At 67.6% G+C, this 16,163-nt stretch carries 16 protein-coding genes; 14 read left to right on the forward strand and 2 right to left on the reverse strand.

Going from position 1 to position 16,163, the window contains the following annotated elements; all coding sequences use genetic code 11:
* The first annotated feature begins 49 nt into the window (after window positions 1–49).
* The 10 genes from WHX56_RS01925 to WHX56_RS01970 all read left to right on the forward strand — a co-directional run bounded on the left by WHX56_RS01925 (window position 50) and on the right by WHX56_RS01970 (window position 9,265).
* Window positions 50–1,264: an ABC transporter substrate-binding protein gene (locus WHX56_RS01925; protein ID WP_287752520.1), complete on the forward strand. Its 1,215-nt coding sequence runs from the start codon at window positions 50–52 to the stop codon at window positions 1,262–1,264.
* 67 nt (window positions 1,265–1,331) lie between these two features.
* Window positions 1,332–2,234: a branched-chain amino acid ABC transporter permease gene (locus tag WHX56_RS01930; protein ID WP_129246382.1), complete on the forward strand. Its 903-nt coding sequence runs from the start codon at window positions 1,332–1,334 to the stop codon at window positions 2,232–2,234.
* A complete protein-coding gene (locus tag WHX56_RS01935) occupies window positions 2,231–3,220 on the forward strand; it encodes a branched-chain amino acid ABC transporter permease (protein ID WP_287752517.1) in 990 nt (329 codons plus the stop codon). Before WHX56_RS01930 ends, WHX56_RS01935 begins: the two co-directional genes overlap by 4 nt.
* Window positions 3,217–3,981: an ABC transporter ATP-binding protein gene (locus WHX56_RS01940; protein WP_338880151.1), complete on the forward strand. Its 765-nt coding sequence runs from the start codon at window positions 3,217–3,219 to the stop codon at window positions 3,979–3,981. Before WHX56_RS01935 ends, WHX56_RS01940 begins: the two co-directional genes overlap by 4 nt.
* A complete protein-coding gene (locus WHX56_RS01945) occupies window positions 3,974–4,693 on the forward strand; it encodes an ABC transporter ATP-binding protein (RefSeq protein WP_129246389.1) in 720 nt (239 codons plus the stop codon). Before WHX56_RS01940 ends, WHX56_RS01945 begins: the two co-directional genes overlap by 8 nt.
* A 27-nt stretch (window positions 4,694–4,720) precedes the next feature.
* Window positions 4,721–5,473: an SDR family NAD(P)-dependent oxidoreductase gene (locus tag WHX56_RS01950; RefSeq protein ID WP_338880152.1), complete on the forward strand. Its 753-nt coding sequence runs from the start codon at window positions 4,721–4,723 to the stop codon at window positions 5,471–5,473.
* Between the two features lie 9 nt (window positions 5,474–5,482).
* Window positions 5,483–6,211 (forward strand): SDR family NAD(P)-dependent oxidoreductase, encoded by a 729-nt coding sequence (locus tag WHX56_RS01955; RefSeq protein ID WP_338880153.1) that lies wholly within the window; start codon window positions 5,483–5,485, stop codon window positions 6,209–6,211.
* Window positions 6,212–6,216: 5 nt separating this feature from the next.
* A complete protein-coding gene (locus tag WHX56_RS01960; RefSeq protein WP_338880154.1) occupies window positions 6,217–7,929 on the forward strand; it encodes an FAD-dependent oxidoreductase in 1,713 nt (570 codons plus the stop codon).
* Window positions 7,930–7,953: 24 nt separating this feature from the next.
* A complete protein-coding gene (locus WHX56_RS01965; RefSeq protein ID WP_338880155.1) occupies window positions 7,954–8,553 on the forward strand; it encodes a glutathione S-transferase in 600 nt (199 codons plus the stop codon).
* A gap of 157 nt (window positions 8,554–8,710) precedes the next feature.
* Window positions 8,711–9,265 carry a hypothetical protein gene (locus WHX56_RS01970; RefSeq protein WP_338880156.1) on the forward strand — a complete coding sequence of 185 codons (555 nt, stop codon included), beginning with the start codon at window positions 8,711–8,713 and terminating at the stop codon, window positions 9,263–9,265.
* Between the two features lie 65 nt (window positions 9,266–9,330).
* Here WHX56_RS01970 and WHX56_RS01975 read toward each other — a convergent pair.
* Together WHX56_RS01975 and WHX56_RS01980 are read right to left on the reverse strand one after the other, a co-directional pair.
* Window positions 9,331–10,697 (reverse strand): IS3 family transposase gene (locus tag WHX56_RS01975; RefSeq protein ID WP_338880157.1). Its coding sequence is split into 2 segments (ribosomal slippage): window positions 9,331–10,223 and window positions 10,223–10,697, totalling 1,368 coding nucleotides; the frame shifts between segments, so codons are not numbered across the junction.
* Between the two features lie 83 nt (window positions 10,698–10,780).
* Window positions 10,781–12,115 carry a DUF3100 domain-containing protein gene (locus WHX56_RS01980; RefSeq protein ID WP_338880158.1) on the reverse strand — a complete coding sequence of 445 codons (1,335 nt, stop codon included), beginning with the start codon at window positions 12,113–12,115 and terminating at the stop codon, window positions 10,781–10,783.
* Between the two features lie 254 nt (window positions 12,116–12,369).
* Between WHX56_RS01980 and WHX56_RS01985 the strand changes: the two genes are divergently transcribed.
* The 4 genes from WHX56_RS01985 (at window position 12,370) to WHX56_RS02000 (ending at window position 16,162) form a co-directional block, all read left to right on the forward strand.
* Window positions 12,370–13,305, forward strand: a complete 936-nt coding sequence (locus WHX56_RS01985) for a LysR family transcriptional regulator (RefSeq protein ID WP_129245866.1) — start codon at window positions 12,370–12,372, stop codon at window positions 13,303–13,305.
* 76 nt (window positions 13,306–13,381) lie between these two features.
* Window positions 13,382–13,573: a DUF2970 domain-containing protein gene (locus tag WHX56_RS01990; RefSeq protein ID WP_062683649.1), complete on the forward strand. Its 192-nt coding sequence runs from the start codon at window positions 13,382–13,384 to the stop codon at window positions 13,571–13,573.
* A 305-nt stretch (window positions 13,574–13,878) separates the two neighbouring features.
* Window positions 13,879–15,621, forward strand: coding sequence for a nitrite/sulfite reductase (locus WHX56_RS01995; protein ID WP_338880159.1), 1,743 nt, complete (start codon window positions 13,879–13,881; stop codon window positions 15,619–15,621).
* Window positions 15,614–16,162: a DUF934 domain-containing protein gene (locus tag WHX56_RS02000; protein WP_338880160.1), complete on the forward strand. Its 549-nt coding sequence runs from the start codon at window positions 15,614–15,616 to the stop codon at window positions 16,160–16,162. The genes WHX56_RS01995 and WHX56_RS02000 overlap by 8 nt, the downstream gene beginning before the upstream one ends.
* Window position 16,163: the final 1 nt, after the last annotated feature.

Here is a 16,163-nt window from a genome sequence, read left to right on the forward strand (position 1 = left end):
CAAAGCGCCGAGCAAACACAGGCGCGCATCCAGAAACGGGAGACAAAGCATGAATCAACGTAGTCGCTACGCGACGGCTGCCGCGCTGTGCGCGTGGGCCCTATCGACAGGCGCGCAGGCGCAGCAGGAGCCAGGCGTCACGGACAAGACCATCAGGATCGGCATGTTCGCGCCCCTGTCGGGCAGCGGCATGGCCTATGGCTTCGACGTGATGAACGCCGCCAAGATGTGGTACGCCAAGGTCAACAAGGAAGGCGGCGTGAACGGCCGGCAGATCGAACTCGTCATCGAAGACGACCGCTGCAACGCCAACGACCTGGTCGCCGCGGTGAAGAAGCTGAACGAACAGGACAAGGTGTTCCTGCTGAACGGCGGATCGTGCTCGGCCGCGGTGGTGGCCGCGCGCGAATACGTCGAACGCGAGAAAGTGCCGCTCGTGATGCTCAACGCCTCGGGCGACGGCGCCCTCTATCCGCCCTCCAAGTACATCTACGGCGCCTTCTCGATTTCACAGCACGCGGTGGGCGGATCGATGGTGCAGTTCGCCTCGGAACACCTGAAAGCGAAGAAGATCGGCTACATCAACCACGACGACGCGTACGGCGGCTGGAACCTCGAAGCCGCGCAGTCCCAGGCCAGGCAACTGGGCGACCCGGTCCTGCAAGTGCAGTCGGTGAACCCGAACATCACCGACGTCACCGCGCCGATGCTGAAGATCCGCGCGGCCAACCCCGACGTGCTGCTGCTGACCACCTACGCCCGCCCCGCCGCGCTCATCATCAAGAAGGCGCAGGAGCTGGGGTGGAACAAGCCCATCGTGCTGGCGGTGAACGGCACCGCCGACCTGAAGCAGTTGGTGGAGAACGTGGGCAACAAGGACGCCTTCAAGAACGTCTACATCCAGGACGTGCTGTCCGACCTGCCCGGCGGCCCCAAGCTGACCTGGGTGTACGACATGTACAAGCAGTCCTACCCCGACCTGGCCGCCAAGCCGGGCTATCCGCAGTCGTACATGCCCTACGGCCTGCCGCCCGCGATGGCGGTGGTGAACGCGCTCAAGGCCGCCGGTCCGCAGCCCACGCGCGAAAAGGTCCTGCAGGCGCTGGAGACGATGAAGTTCGACTCCGAGGTCATGGCCGGCCCCATCGAGTTCGGCCCGGACGACCGCGCCGCGCAGGAATCCGCCATCTACATCAAGTTCGACGGCGCCAATATGTCGCTCGTGCCCGGCGCGTTCAAGAGCACCTGGCAGTACCAGAAGTAGACCCGCGGCCCCGAAACAGGCCGGCCCGCGCAACGGCGCAGCGTTGCGCGGGTGGCCGGAGACCATCATGAGCTTTGCCGATATCTGGTTGTTCCTGCAGCAGGGGGTGCTGTCGGGACTGGTGACGGGCAGCGTGTACGCGCTGCTGGCGGTCGCCGTCGTGATCATTTTCAAGACCACCGACGTGCCCAATTTCGCCCAGGGCGAGGTTTTCATGGTCGGCGGCTACATCGCGCTGTTCCTCACGCTGGTGATGGGCTGGCCCTACCTGGCCGTCATCCCGGTCACACTGGCCGCGGTCGCCCTCGTATCGGGCCTGTTCCAGCGCGTCGTGATGGAGCGCGTCATCGCCTCCAAGGGCGTGGGCGTGCAGATGGTGATCGCCACGCTGGGCCTGGCCTATGCCTTGAAAGGCATGGTGCGGCAGACGGGCCTGGGCGACACCCCGCGCTCGCTGCCGCCGCTGGCGCCCACCGACGCCGTCATCATCGGCGACGCCGTGCTGACCCAACTGGACCTGGTGATCCTCGCCGTGGCGGTGGGCGTCATGCTGCTGCTGTTCTTCATGTTCACCTATACCCGCGTCGGCCGCGCGATGCGCGCCGTCGGCATGAATCCGAAGGCGGCCCGGCTGGTGGGCGTGAACCTGGCCCGCATCCGCATGATGGTGTGGGCGCTGTCGGGCCTGATTTCGGCGGTGGCCGCGCTGCTCATCACGCCCAAGATCCTCATCACCCCGGACATCGGCCATATCGCCATCCTGGCCTATGCCGCCGCGATCGTGGGCGGCATCACCAGCCTTCCGGGCGCGGTGGTGGGCGGCTTCGTGATCGGCGTGGCCGAGAACCTGGTGGGGCTGTTCATCTCGACCAACGCCATCGTGGTCGCGCCGTTCGTCGCCATCATGGTGGTGCTGCTGCTGCGTCCCCAGGGCCTGTTGGGCGGAAAACTGCAGGTGAAGAAAGTATGAGCAACAAGATCGACCGCATTCTCCTGGCGCTGACGGCCGCCGTGCTGGCGGCCCTGCCCTTCGTGGCCAGCGGCTACGTCATCTACGTCGTCAACCTGCTGATGGTGTTCGTCGTGCTGGCGCTGGGCCTGCACGTGGTCATCGGCGAGACCGGCCAGTTCGCGCTGTCGCACGCCGCCTTCTATGGCGTGGGCATCTATACCGCGGGCCTCGTCAACAACCTGTGGCACCCGCCGTTCTTCATCTCCATCGTCGCGGGCGGCCTCCTGGCGGCGGCGCTCGGCTACCTGATCGGCGCGCTGGCGCTGCGCATGCGCGACATCTATCTGGCGCTGTCGACCTTCGCGTTCGGCGAAGCCATGCAATGGGTGTTCCTGAACTGGCAATCGGTCACCAACGGTTCGAACGGCTTCCGGATCTCGCCCGCCACGCTGTTCGGCTACGAGCTGTCCTCCGACCTGAAGGCCTACCCCTTCGTCGTGCTGATCGCCGCGCTGCTGCTGGCGGCCACCATCGCCCTGTCGCGCTCGCAGCTCGGCTCGGCGTTCCGGGCGGTGCGTGAAAGCGACGTGGCGGCGCAGGCCATGGGCGTGAACGTCAATGCCGTCAAGCGCGCCGCCTTCACGGTGTCGGCCGCCTATGCCGGCATCGCGGGCGGCATGTACACGACGTTCGCGTCGTTCATCCACCCCGAAAGCCTGGGATTCCAGACCACCATCCTGATCCTCACGATGGTGGTCGTGGGCGGCATCGGCTCCGTGCGCGGCGCCATCGCCGGCGCGATCGTCTTCGGCCTGATCTCCGAACTCCTGCGCCAGGCCCTGTCGTTCCAGGAAATCATCTACGGCTTCATTCTGATGGGCTTCATGATGTTCGCGCCGAAGGGCCTGTTCGCCGGCCGCGGGACGCGCCGCCGCGCCCCCTTTCCCGCCGCGCCGCGCAACGCCGCGGGCGCCGCCAAACCGACGCAAAGGAGCGCGGCATGAGCGCGCATCCCTATCTGGACGTACAGGGGCTGACCGTGAAGTTCGGCGGGCTGACCGCGATCAACGGCCTGTCCATGCAGGTCGAGCGCGGCCGCATCCATGCGCTGATCGGCCCCAACGGGGCCGGCAAGTCCACGACGTTCAACTGCATTTCGCGCTACTACCGCCCGAGCAGCGGCAGCATCCGGTTCGACGGCGCCGACATCACGGCGAAAAAGCCGCACGAAATGGCGACGCTGGGCGTGGCGCGCACCTTCCAGAACCTGGAGCTCTTCGGCGCGCTCAGCGTGCGCGAGAACGCATTGCTCGGCACCTACGCGCATGGCGCCGACACCGCGGGCAAGCTGCTGCGCCCGGCCGCGGCCGAAACCCGCGAACGCGTCGAGCACCTGCTCGAACGCGTGGGCCTGTCCGACTACCTGGACACGCCGGCATGCAGCCTGGACTTCGGGCGGCAGAAGATGCTGGAGCTGGCGCGCGCGCTGGCCATCTCGCCCAAGCTGTTGCTGCTGGACGAACCCGCGGCCGGCTTGCGCAACCGCGAGATCGAGACACTGGACCGCCTGCTGACGGAATTGTGCGAACGCGACGGCATCACGGTGCTGCTGGTGGAGCACGTCATGCAGTTGGTGATGTCGATCTCGGATCGCATCACCGTCATGTCCTTCGGCGAGAAGATCGCCGAGGGCACGCCCGCGGAGGTGCGCAGCAATCCCCGCGTGATCGAGGCCTATCTGGGCAAGGGAGCCGCCGGTGGCTGAAATTCTGCTTGAAGTCGACGCGGTATCGGCCGCCTACGGCAACATACGCGCCTTGCAGGACGTGTCGCTGAAGGTGCCGCAAGGCGCCGTCGTCGCGCTGCTGGGCGCCAACGGCGCGGGCAAGTCCACCACGCTCAACGTCGTCTCCCGGCTGGTCTCCGCCACCGCCGGCAGCGTGCGCTTCGCCGGCGAACCGATACACCGCCTGCCGGCGGACGCGGTCGTGGGCCGCGGCATCGTGCAAGTGCCGGAAGGCCGCGAAATCTTCCGCGAAATGAGCGTGCGCGAAAACCTGGAGATGGGCGCGTACCTGCGCCGCGACCGCGCGGCGGTCAAGCAGGATCTGGACATGGTCTGCGGCATCTTCCCCCGGCTGCGCGAACGCTATGAACAAAGGGCCGCCACGCTGTCCGGCGGCGAACAGCAGATGCTGGCCACGGGCCGCGCCATGATGGCCCGCCCGCGGATGATCCTGCTGGACGAGCCGTCCATGGGATTGTCGCCGCTGGTGGTCGAACAGATCTTCGACATCGTGCTGCGGCTCAACCGCGAACAAGGCATCACCATCCTGCTGGTGGAGCAGAACGTGAAGCTGGCGCTGTCGGTGTCCAGCTACGCCTACATCCTGGAAAACGGCGAGATCGCGCTGGAGGGGGAATCCTCCACGCTCGCCAGCGACGAAGGCGTGCAGCGCGCCTATCTCGGCGCCTAGTTCACAGCAACCTCGCAAGGAAAACCCATGATCCAGATGCAAGACAAGCGGGTCCTCGTCACGGGCGCCGGACGCGGCCTGGGCGCCACCATCGCGCAGGGCTTTGCCCGGCAGGGCGCCCTGGTCATCGTCGCCGACGTGGACGCCGGCCTGGCCGCCGGCTCCGCCCAGGCCATCCGCGCCGAAGGCGGCCAGGCCAGCGACGCCGTGCTGGACGTGACCGACGCGGACGCCGTCCGCGCCTTTGCCGCGCAATGCGCGGCGCGCCACGGCAACCTGGACGTCCTGGTCAACAACGCCGGCATCTCGGCGCGCGCGCCGTTCGACGATCCGCGCACGCCCGAGATCTGGGACCGCGTCATGCAAGTGAACCTGCAGGGCACCTTCAACGTCACCCACGCCTTTGTCGAACAGCTAAAGGCGACGCGCGGCGCCATCGTCAACCTGTGTTCCATCGTGGCCTATGGATGCGGCATCTCCACCGCGGGCTACGTAGTGTCCAAGGGCGGCGTGCGCTCGTTCACGGAAGTGCTGGCGCGCGACCTGGCGCCGCACGGCGTGCGCGTGAACGCCGTGGCGCCGGGCCTGATGGAAACCGAGATGACGGCCGGCCAGCGCGCGCAGGCCCACGGCACCGACTGGTACATGCAGCGCGCGCCCATGGCGCGCGCGGGCCGGGCCGACGAGATCGTCGGCCCCGTGCTTTTCCTGGCCTCGGACATGGCCAGCTACGTGAATGGCGCGGTGCTGCCGGTGGACGGCGGCTACCTGGCCGTATAAGGAGAGACCATGAATCTGGGTACGGCACTGGTCACCGGCGGCGCGAGCGGCATGGGCCTGGCCATCGTCGAGCGCCTGGCGCGCGACGGCTTTCGCATCGTGATGGCGGACCGCAACGCGGAACTGGCGGAGCGGGAATCCCGCAAGCTCCGGGAGCAGGGGCTGGCGGTCGAGCACCGCGTGGTCGACCTGACGGACGAGGCCGCCACGCGCGCGCTGGCCCGCGAATGCGCCCCGCTGAGCGCGCTGATCAACAACGCTGGCGTCTTCGACGAGCGCAAATTCTTCGACGTGGCCAGCGACGACTACCGCCGCGCCTTCGAGGTCAACCTGCTGGCCGTGGCGACGCTGACGCAGGAAGCCGCGCTCGGCATGGCCCCGGGCGCCAAGATCGTCAACATCGCGTCGCGCGCCTATCTGGGCGCGAGGAACCATCCGCACTACGTGGCCTCGAAGGCGGCGCTGGTGGGCTATACCCGCGCGTCGGCCATGGAACTGGCCCCGCGCGGCATCCTGGTCAACGCCATCGCCCCCGGGCTCATCGACACGCCGCTCCTGCGCAACCTGTCGCCCGACCGCCTGGCCGCGCAACTGGCCCTGCAGCCCACCGGCCGCGCGGGCCAGCCGCAAGACGTCGCCAATGCCGTGTCCTTCCTGGCCGCGCCGCACATGGACTTCATCACCGGCCAGGTCATCTTCGTGGACGGCGGCAAATCGCTGGGCGGATCGGGAGCGTAAGCCGCATGGACAGCAGCATCGAATGGGACAGGGAAGTGGACGCGCTGGTCGTCGGCGCGGGCGCGGGGGGCATGGCCGCGGCGCTGACCGCGCATGAGGAAGGGCTGGACGTCCTGCTGGTCGAGAAGACCGGCCGCATCGGCGGATCGACCGCCATCTCGGGCGGGGCGCTGTGGATCCCGCTGAACGCGCAGACGGAGGCGGCTGGCCATCCCGACAGCTTCGACAAGGTCTGGACCTACCTCGAACAGACCGTGGGCGCGGCGGCGTCCGACGACATGAAGCGCGCCTACCTGGATGCCGGCCCGCGCATGCTGGACTACCTGGGCTCGCGCGGCCTGCTGCAAGTGGCCGCGCGCACCGCGTCGCCCGACTACTACCCCGACCGCCCCGGCGCCGCGATGGGCGGCCGCTCGCTGGACCCGGTGGAATTCGACGGTCGCAAGCTGGGCCGCCGTTTCCGCGAACTGCGCGACCCCTTGAAGGAATTCACCGTGCTGGGCGGCATGATGGTCAACATCACCGACGTGCGCCACCTGCTGCGCGCCACCCGCTCTTTCGCGGCCTGGCGCCACAGCATGAAGCTGGTGCTGCGCTACGCGGCCGACCGCGCGCGCGGCTATCACCGCGGCACCCGGCTGCTGCTGGGCAACGCCCTGGCCGCCCAGCTCTTCCATGGCCTGCTGGCGCGCGGCGTCGAGTACTGGCTCGACACGCCCGTGCGGGCCCTGATCCGCGACGCCTCCGGCCGCGTCCTGGGCGCGGCGGTGTCGCAGGGCGGCAAGACGCTGAACGTCCGCGCCCGCCGCGGCGTGGTGGTGGCCACGGGCGGCTTTCCATGGGATCCGGAGCGCCGCGCCGCCGCCTATCCGCAGCCCACCGGCGACTGGTCCATGTCGCCCCGGGACAACACGGGCGACGGTATCCGGCTGTCGGAGCAGGCGGGCGCCGCCCTGGGCGCGGGCTACGCCAGCCCGGCGTTCTGGGCGCCCGTTTCCATCCTGGAATCCGGGGACGGCCAGCCCCTGCGCTACCCGCACCTGGTGTGGGACCGCGCCAAGCCCGGCCTCATCGCCGTAAACGGCGCCGGCGAGCGCTTCGTCAACGAATCGACGTCCTACCATGAGTTCGTGCAGGCCATGTACCGCAGCCACGAAACGGCGCCCAGCATCCCGGCGTTCCTCATCTGCGACCAGCGCTTCATCGACACCTGGGGCCTGGGCCTCGCGCTGCCCGGCGGCCGGCCGCGCCAGCACCTGATCGACCAGGGCTACCTGATCCAGGCGCCCACGCTGGCGGCGCTGGCCGGCAGGCTCGGCGTGCCGGCCGACGCGCTAGTGGCCACGGCGCGCCGCTACAACGCGCACGCGGCGCGGGGCGAAGACCCCGATTTCGGCAAGGGCGGCACCGCCTACAACCGCTATCTGGGCGATCCGGACCACCAGCCCAATCCCTGCCTGGCGCCGATCGCGGACGATGGCCCCTGCTACGCCGTCAAGGTGTATGCGGGCGACATCGGCACCGCCTGCGGCGTCTCCGCCAACGCGAACGCCCAGGCCGTGGACGCGGACGGCGCCCCCATCCCCGGCCTGTACGTGGCCGGCAACGACATGCAGTCCGTCATGGGCGGCGCCTATCCCGCCCCTGGCATCACGCTGGGCCCTGCCCTGACTTTCGGCTGGGTCGCTGGACAACACCTGGCCAATGCCCAACACTGAGGCTTTCCACCGATAAGGATCCCCATGAAAATCTTCTTCTCGCCCGCTTCGCCGTTCGTCCGCAAGTGCATGGTCATCGCGCACGAACTGGACCTGGCCGACCGCATCGAAAAACTGCCCAGCGCCGCCGGCCCGGTCGCCCGCGACCAGACCATCATCCCCAGCAACCCGCTGGGCCAGGTGCCCACCTTCATCACCGACGACGGACAGGTCCTGTTCGACAGCCGGGTGGTGTGCGAATACCTGAACGAGCTGGGCGGCGGCGCGCTGTTCCCCGCCGGCAAGGCGCGCTGGCCGGTCCTGACCGAACAGGCCATGGCCGACGGCATGCTGGACGCGGCGCTGCTGGCCCGCTACGAAACCGCGCTGCGTCCCGAGGAATTGCGCTGGAACGACTGGGTCCAGGGCCAGTTGGGCAAGGTCCGCGACGGCCTGGCCCTGATCGAGAAGAACGCGGCTGCGCTGGCCGGCCGCCTGGACATCGGCACCATCACCATCGGCTGCGCCCTGGGCTACCTGGATTTCCGCTTCCCGGACCTGGACTGGCGCGCGGCGCACCCGGCCACGGCCGCCTGGTACGAGACCTTCAGCCAGCGGCCCTCCATGCAGGCCACCAAGCCCTGAGCGAGCCGGCCGGCGCGCGGGGACATGGGTAACACGTGTGCGAGGACATCGGTAACAGGTGCCGCCCCTTTTTCCTGACGGGGTATTCCTGTTACATTGAAGTCGTCACCCCGCTGGACCGGCCTGCCCGCAGGCCAACCACGACAGGGAGCCCCGCATGAACGTCGCCGCGATCTCCGCCATCCCCCGCGTCGCCGCGCCCTACCCGGCGCGCATCCCGATGCTGGACGAAACCCGCCCCGCCTGGACCACCGAACAAGCCGCGAAAAGCGCCGCCGGGCGCGGCGTGCCCGCCGCCTGGGAAGCCCAGCGCCTGGCCCGCGCCGGCCATGTCCCGCCGGCGCCGTCCGCCGGGGTCGCCGCCCCCGCCGCGCGCGACCGCGACGAAGCCGCGCGCATCGCCGCGCCGCGGCCGGACCTGGACGCGCTGCGCGACCAATACGCCGACACGCGCATGCGCCGGGCCGTCGCCGACTACGCGGCGCGGCCGGACGCGCCGGCGCAAGCGACGCACAGCGCGAACGACTGGGGCACGATAGAAGGACTGGCGCCGCTGCAGCCCTATCGCGTCGCCATGGGCAATCCGCAAGTGCAGGAATGGCAGGCCGCGGCCATCAAGGCGGCGGGCCTCGGCATTCCCAAGGTCGCCAACATCGGCGCCACGGAAAACACTACCGACAACGCGCGCTACCGGCCGGGCTTCGCGCCCTGACCCGGTCCGCTGCCAAAACGAAAAAAGCCCCTGGATGAACTGACCCCCAGAAGTTGGACGGTCAGCTAAAGCCCGAAGGCCTGAGCTCGGTATTGCACCGGGCTCAGGCCTTTTAGCTTGAGCTTGATGCGGTCGTGATTGTAGTAATGGATGTACCGCCGGATGTCGGCCTGCAACTGCTCGACGCTCTCGAAGCGGTTCAGGTGGAAGAACTCAGCCTTGAGCGTGCCGAAGAAGCTTTCCATGGCGGCATTGTCCAGGCAGTTGCCCTTGCGTGACATGCTCTGCGTAATCGAACGTACTTGCAGCATCCGCCGGTAATGGGGTTGCTGGTATTGCCAACCCTGGTCGGAGTGCACAACAGGACGGTCCCCTGGCCTGAGTCGAGCCAACGCTTTCTTCAGCATGTTGCCCACAAGCTGGAACAGCGGCCGGCGGCTGGTCTCGTAGGCCACGATCTCGCCGTTGTACAGGTCCATGACCGGCGACAGGTACAGCTTCTCACCGTGTACATTGAACTCGGTCACGTCGGTGACCCACTTCTGGTTGGGCCTGTTGGCCTCGAACTGGCGTGCCAACAGGTTCGGCACCACGCGGCCTACCTCGCCTCGGTACGAACGATATTTCTTCGGGCGCACCAAGGACCTCAGCCCGAGCGTCTGCATCAGTTTTTGCACCGTCTTGTGGTTCACACACTGCCCCGTCTGGCGCAACACGGCTGTGATGCGCCGGTAGCCGTAGCGACCCTTGTGGCGTACGTAGACAGCACGGATCCTGTCTTTGATCTCGGCATGCTTGTCGGCAGCTTCAGCCACCTTGACCTGGTAGTAATACGTGCTGCGCGCCAGGCTGGCCGCCTTGAGTAAGGCTGCCAACGGATGTTGCTGCCTCAACCCAGTCACGACTTGCGCTTTTTCTGCGCAGCCGCACGCTTCTTTTCCTGGATCAAGGCATCGAGTTTTTTTAAGTACGCGACCTCGGCGCGCAACTCGATCAACTCCTGGTTCTGCCGGGCAATGATCTGCTTGTCGTCCAGATCGGTGAGGGGTACGTCGGGCTTGGTGGGCTTGGTGCTCATGGTCTTGGGACGACCCTTGCGAAGGGGCCGCAGTGCGTCGATACCTCCAGCATGATACTGGCGCGCCCATTTACCAATGTGAGCTGCGCAGCGAATGTCGAATGCTGTCGCCGTCTGGGCCTGGGACCAGTGCTCGCGCCACATCCGCTTGAGCACCTTCAGTTTGAACGCCGCGTCATAGCTTGTACCCTTGCCGCGCAGCGCTGCAATGCCGTGGGCTCGGTAACCGTTCACCCACCGCCTGACCGTTGCGTAATCAAGTCCATGACGGGCAGCAATCGACTTGCTGCCCCCTGAACCAGACAGATACTGCCTGACTACCTTGAGCTTGAAGCTCTCCTCGTACTTCGCCATGCAAAAACCCCCGAAGGTCGGATTTAGTCCAACTTTCGGGGGTCAGTTCAGGAAGGGGCTTTTTGCATCATGCCTGCCGATGCTCAGTGGAAGAATTCGGCAATCATCGTCGCGCCCAGGAACGTGCCCGCGTTGGCGGCCAGGGACACCACCACGATCTTCCAGCCCAGCTTGCGGAAGGCGGGCAGGTCCTTCAGGATCGACAGGCCCGCCATGGCCAGGATCACGGTCGTGAAAGGCAGGAAATTGACCTTGCCCACCATCGCGATGATCTGGTCCGAATACGGCAGCACGCCGGGGCAGCCGGCCGTCATGGCGATCAGCGACAGCACGAACACGGCCGGCAGCTTGGGCACCACGCGCAGCACCAGGTCGGTGATGACGACCAGCAGGACGATGATGGCCATGCCCGGCAAGGCGTCCGCGAACGGCACACCATAGCCCAGGCGGTTGCCCACCAGCGCGAACAGGCCGCACACGGCATAGGCGGTCAGGCGGTCGCCGAAGCCCATCTTGGCGCCGTGGGCCGGCACGTCCCCGGACACGCTCTCCTCGGCCGCCGCCTGCGCCTTGCCGCGCGAAAAGCGGCCCAGCACAGGTTCCAGCTTGCCGTACAGGAAGATGGTGGTCGGCAGCGAGATGAACAGGGTGAAATACACGCCCACCACCGTGGTCAGCAGGTTGGCGGCGGCGGCCAGCGCGGCCACCTGGTGCGCGACCTCGGGCGTCTGCTGCGACGCGATCGCGCCCACGCCCGCGGCCATCATGCTGCCCGAGCCCACGCCGGCGCCCATGGCGAGCGAACGCGGATCGAAAATGTTCAGGCTGGTGATGAAGCCGGCCATCAACGCGACGAACAGCGCGCCGATCACGGTGCCGGTGATGTACTCGGCCATCACGCCGCGGCCTTCCGGCGAATTCATGCCGTAGCGCTCGCCGATGATGGCCAGGCTGGGCTCGCGGCCCACCGAGAAGGTGGCGCCGATGGCTTCGCGCTTGATGCCCAGCAGCAGCGCCAGCGGCAGGCCGATGGCCATGGTGCCGAAGAAATGCCCGAACTCCTGGAACACCAGGGCCCAGCCGGCTTCGCGCACTTGCGGCAGGGCGCCGCCCACCATCAGGCCCAGCTTGGCCAGGAATGGCAGCAGCGCGTATTGCAGGTAGCCGCTGATGCGGGTCTGCATGGCGGTGTCGATGCCGGCGCCGGCGGGCAGGCGCTGGCCGAAGGCCGCCACGACCGCGCCGATGAAGATGGCCCACAGCATCGGCTGCAGAATGATCTTGCCCGGGCCCACCGTGAAGGCGACGCTGCCGATCGCTTCGGAAACGATCACCACCAGCAAGATGGCGGCGAGCATGCGGATGCGGCCCGAGAGCGGCATGGAGGGCGCGGCCAGGCTGGCGCTGGCGTGAGACATCGGATTCCCCTGATGAACGTGAATAGTCGTTGTGGCGGCTTGCCGCGGACCCGAGGACCGGCGGCGCGCGGCAGGGCCGATTTTCGCCGGGGGGCCGGCGGGCAACCATGACAACGCGGGGGCATTAGCGTTGCGTAAAATGCAACGCATAAGCTTTTCCTGGGAAAATTTTGCACGATCTTACTTGAATCAAGGGTAAACCCTAGGTTCGATCTGTGGATCTCCCGCCGCACTCCCGTCACGGAGCCCCCGCCATGGACGAAAAACTGGACGCCCGACGCACCCATTACTTCATGCAGGTCATGAGCCGCGGCTCCGTGCGCGGCGCCGCCGAAGCGCTAGACATGGATCCCTCGGCGGTCAGCCGGGCCATCGCCGCCCTGGAGCGCGATTGCGGCATGGCCCTCTTCGAACGGCGGGGACGCGGCGTGGTCCCCACCGACGCGGGCCACATCCTGGCCCGCTACGTCAAGCGCCAGCAGAACATCCAGGAGAGCTTTTTTTCGGAGATCGACAGCCTGCGCAAGGCCGAGCGCGGCCACATCGACCTGGTGCTGGGCGAAGGTTTCGTCGAGATGATGTTCGACCTGGTGCTGCCCGGCTACTGGCGCAGCCACCCCGAGGTCACGCTGGACATCGACGTCGCCCGCACCTCCGAGATCGTGCAGCGCATCGTCGACGACCGCGCCTATATAGGATTGGTGTTCCAGCCGCCCAACGACGCCCGCCTGCGCACCCACTACGCGCGGCCCGAGCCCATCCGGGCCATCGTCCGCCAGGACCACCCCCTGACCCGCCTGCGCCGCCCCCTGCTGCTGACCGACCTGGCCGACTATCCCGGCGCCTCGATGCAGGAAGGGTTCGGCGTGCGCCAGCATATCCAGGCCGCCGAAATCAGCGAACAGGTGCGGCTGCGCAACGTGCTGACCACCTCGTCCTTCAAGGCGCTCTGGCAGTTCGCCGCCGCGGGCATCGGCTACGCGCTGACGCCGCCCATCGCGGTCACGGCCGACATGCGCGCGCAGCGCCTGGCCAGCCTGCCGCTGGCCAACCCCATCCTCAACCAGGGCAGCCTGCAGGTGCTGAGCCGCGCCGGCCGCCATATCTCGCCGGCCGCGCGCGAACTGCTGGACCATATCGTGCGCGGCATCGGCGCCCCCGCCGCGCCGCCCGCTGATACGGTCGAGTAAGGCGGATCTGCATCTGTTTCCCCGGCCCGCCGCGGCCTACAGTGCCGGCATCCGCCATCACGCCAGGAGAAAAAACATGCTCGGTTTCTTGCGCACGGTCAAATCCGTGCTGTGGGGATTCTTCGGTGTACGCCGCGGCAAAGGCTACGATGCGGACATCGCCAACAACAAACCGGCCCCGCTAATCCTGACCGGCCTGCTGATGGCGCTTTGCCTGGTCGTCATCCTGGTATTGGTCGCCCGCTGGGCGGTGAACGCCGCGTTGTAGATTCGATGCAGCAGATATGTGGTTGAAGCAAGCATGCAAAACGCACGCCGCGCGGGAGCTTATCCGTTGGACGACAGCCTCCGCAAAAATGGCCGGCCCGCCGCCGGGCCGCCCCAAGGCGGGCCAGCCCCCTCGGGGGGCAGCAAGCGCACGAAGTGCGCGCAGCGTGGGGGCCTAATTACTTTATTACCAGAATGACTTAGACGGTCGCGGCGGCTGCCTGTTACGGTTATGAATCCCCTTCCTGGCGCATTGCGCCCAGCGACCGCAGGGGCTCAGACCGAGAAGACTTCAAGGGCAGTGACATGTACGTGTATGACCCCGTCGACCAGCAGCTCGTCGAGCAGCGTGTGGCGCAATTCGCCGACCAGACCCGCCGCTTCCTCGACGGCCAGCTCACCGAAGACGAATTCCGCGTTCTGCGGCTGCAGAACGGCCTTTACATCCAGCGCCACGCGCCCATGCTGCGCGTGGCCATCCCGTACGGCATCCTGGCGTCGCGCCAGTTGCGCACGCTGGCGCACATCGCGCGCAAATGGGACCGCGGCTACGGGCATTTCAGCACCCGCCAGAACATCCAGTTCAACTGGCCCAAGCTCGAAAACGTGCCGGACATCCTGGCCGAACTGGCCACGGTGCAGATGCACGCCATCCAGACCAGCGGCAACTGCATCCGCAACACCACCACCGACCACTTCGCCGGCGTCGCGCCGGACGAACTCGTGGACCCGCTGGTCTGGTGCGAGATCATCCGCCAGTGGTCCACGCTGCATCCCGAATTCGCCTTCCTGCCGCGCAAGTTCAAGATCGCCGTCAGCGGCGCCGTGCAGGACCGCGCGGCCGTCGGCGTGCACGACATCGGCCTGCAGGCCGTCGAGCGCGACGGCAAGCTGGGCTTCCGCGTCTGGGTGGGCGGCGGCCTGGGCCGCACGCCCATCGTCGGCAAGCTGATCAACCCCTTCGTCGAATGGCAGGACCTGCTGACCTATCTGCAGGCCGCGCTGCGGGTCTACAACCTGCACGGCCGCCGCGACAACAAGTACAAGGCGCGCATCAAGATCCTGGTGAAGGACCTGACGCCGGAAGTCTACGCGCAGCAGGTCGATGAACAATGGCAGCTCATCAAGGGCGGCCCCGACACCATCACCCAGGAATTCGTCGACACCATCAAGTCCCGCTTCATCTGGCCGCAGTACGACGCCGCGGCCGCGCAGGACGCCGACAACACCGCCGCGCTGGCGGCCGCCGACCGCCGCTTCGCCCGCTGGCTGCGCACCAACGTGCATCCGCACAAGGTGCCCGGCTACGCCGCCGTCACCGTGTCGCTCAAGGCCACCGGCGTGCCCCCGGGCGACGTCACCGCCGACCAGATGGACGCCGTGGCGGACCTGGCCGACGACTACGGCTTCGGCGAACTGCGCGTCTCGCACGAACAGAACCTGATCCTGGCCGACGTCCGCCGCGCGCGCCTGCACGAACTCTGGACCGCGCTGGAAGCGCTGAACCTGGCCACGCCCAACGTCGGACTGCTGACCAACATCATCGCCTGTCCGGGCGGGGACTTCTGCGCGCTGGCCAATGCCGTCTCCATCCCCGTGGCCGAAGCCATCCAGCGCCAATTCGACAACCTCGACTACCTGTTCGAGATCGGCGAACTGGACCTGAACATTTCCGGCTGCATCAATTCCTGCGGCCATCACCACGTGGGCCACATCGGCATCCTGGGCGTCGACAAGGCCGGCGAGGAGTGGTACCAGGTCACCATCGGCGGCCGCCAGAACGGCGCGGCCAAGCCGCTGCCCGACATCGAATCGACGCGCGGCGGCGGCGCCGCGATCGGCCGCATCATCGGCCCCTCGTTCGCGCGCGACCAGGTCGCCGGCGTGGTCGACCGCCTGATCCGCACCTACCTGGGCCTGCGCGACAGCGAGGAAGAACGCTTCATCGACGTGGTGGACCGCGTCGGCATCGACCCCTTCAAGCAGGACGTCTATTCGGACCCCGCCTTCGCCAAACCCACGCAGAACGCGGAGCCCGCCCATGCCTGACATCTACGCCCACGACGCCCCCGGGCCGCACCTGATCCGCGAGGGCCGGCTGGAAGCCGACGCGTCCCGTCTCTTCACGCCCGAACCCGAAGTGCCCGCCGAAGGCCAGGTGCCCGACGACGCGCCGGGCTGGATCGTGCCGCTGTCCATCTGGAAGACGTCGCGCGCCGCCCTGCGCCGCCACCGCCACCCGGTCGCGATCCTGCTGGAATCCGACGCCGACCTGCGCGACCTGGCCGAGCCCGACGGCACGCTGGATCCCGCCGGCATCGCCTTCATCGCCGTGGACTTCCCGGTCTATACCGACGGCCGCGGGTACTCGCTGGCGCAGTTGCTGCGCACGCGCTACCAGTGGCAGGGCGAACTGCGCGCGGTGGGCGACGTGATGATCGACACCATCCACTACCAGGCCCGCGTCGGCTTCGACAGTTTCCTGGTCAAGCCCGGCCACGACCCGCACAAGGCCCTGGAAGCCTTCAAGACCTTCACGGTGCATTACCAGAAGACCTACCGCGCGCCGGCGCCCGCGGCGGCCGCCTAGC

The organism is Achromobacter veterisilvae (assembly GCF_037619525.1).
Lineage (GTDB): Bacteria > Pseudomonadota > Gammaproteobacteria > Burkholderiales > Burkholderiaceae_B > Achromobacter > Achromobacter veterisilvae.

What these genes read in the sequence shown, in the direction of transcription:
- WHX56_RS01925 (WP_287752520.1), top strand. Translation starts at nt 50, where the DNA reads ATGAATCAACGTAGTCGCTACGCGACGGCTGCCGCGCTGTGCGCGTGG.
- WHX56_RS01930 (WP_129246382.1), top strand. Translation starts at nt 1,332, where the DNA reads ATGAGCTTTGCCGATATCTGGTTGTTCCTGCAGCAGGGGGTGCTGTCG.
- WHX56_RS01935 (WP_287752517.1), top strand. Translation starts at nt 2,231, where the DNA reads ATGAGCAACAAGATCGACCGCATTCTCCTGGCGCTGACGGCCGCCGTG.
- WHX56_RS01940 (WP_338880151.1), top strand. Translation starts at nt 3,217, where the DNA reads ATGAGCGCGCATCCCTATCTGGACGTACAGGGGCTGACCGTGAAGTTC.
- WHX56_RS01950 (WP_338880152.1), top strand. Translation starts at nt 4,721, where the DNA reads ATGATCCAGATGCAAGACAAGCGGGTCCTCGTCACGGGCGCCGGACGC.
- WHX56_RS01955 (WP_338880153.1), top strand. Translation starts at nt 5,483, where the DNA reads ATGAATCTGGGTACGGCACTGGTCACCGGCGGCGCGAGCGGCATGGGC.
- WHX56_RS01960 (WP_338880154.1), top strand. Translation starts at nt 6,217, where the DNA reads ATGGACAGCAGCATCGAATGGGACAGGGAAGTGGACGCGCTGGTCGTC.
- WHX56_RS01965 (WP_338880155.1), top strand. Translation starts at nt 7,954, where the DNA reads ATGAAAATCTTCTTCTCGCCCGCTTCGCCGTTCGTCCGCAAGTGCATG.
- WHX56_RS01970 (WP_338880156.1), top strand. Translation starts at nt 8,711, where the DNA reads ATGAACGTCGCCGCGATCTCCGCCATCCCCCGCGTCGCCGCGCCCTAC.
- WHX56_RS01980 (WP_338880158.1), bottom strand. Translation starts at nt 12,115, where the DNA reads ATGTCTCACGCCAGCGCCAGCCTGGCCGCGCCCTCCATGCCGCTCTCG.
- WHX56_RS01985 (WP_129245866.1), top strand. Translation starts at nt 12,370, where the DNA reads ATGGACGAAAAACTGGACGCCCGACGCACCCATTACTTCATGCAGGTC.
- WHX56_RS01990 (WP_062683649.1), top strand. Translation starts at nt 13,382, where the DNA reads ATGCTCGGTTTCTTGCGCACGGTCAAATCCGTGCTGTGGGGATTCTTC.
- WHX56_RS01995 (WP_338880159.1), top strand. Translation starts at nt 13,879, where the DNA reads ATGTACGTGTATGACCCCGTCGACCAGCAGCTCGTCGAGCAGCGTGTG.
- WHX56_RS02000 (WP_338880160.1), top strand. Translation starts at nt 15,614, where the DNA reads ATGCCTGACATCTACGCCCACGACGCCCCCGGGCCGCACCTGATCCGC.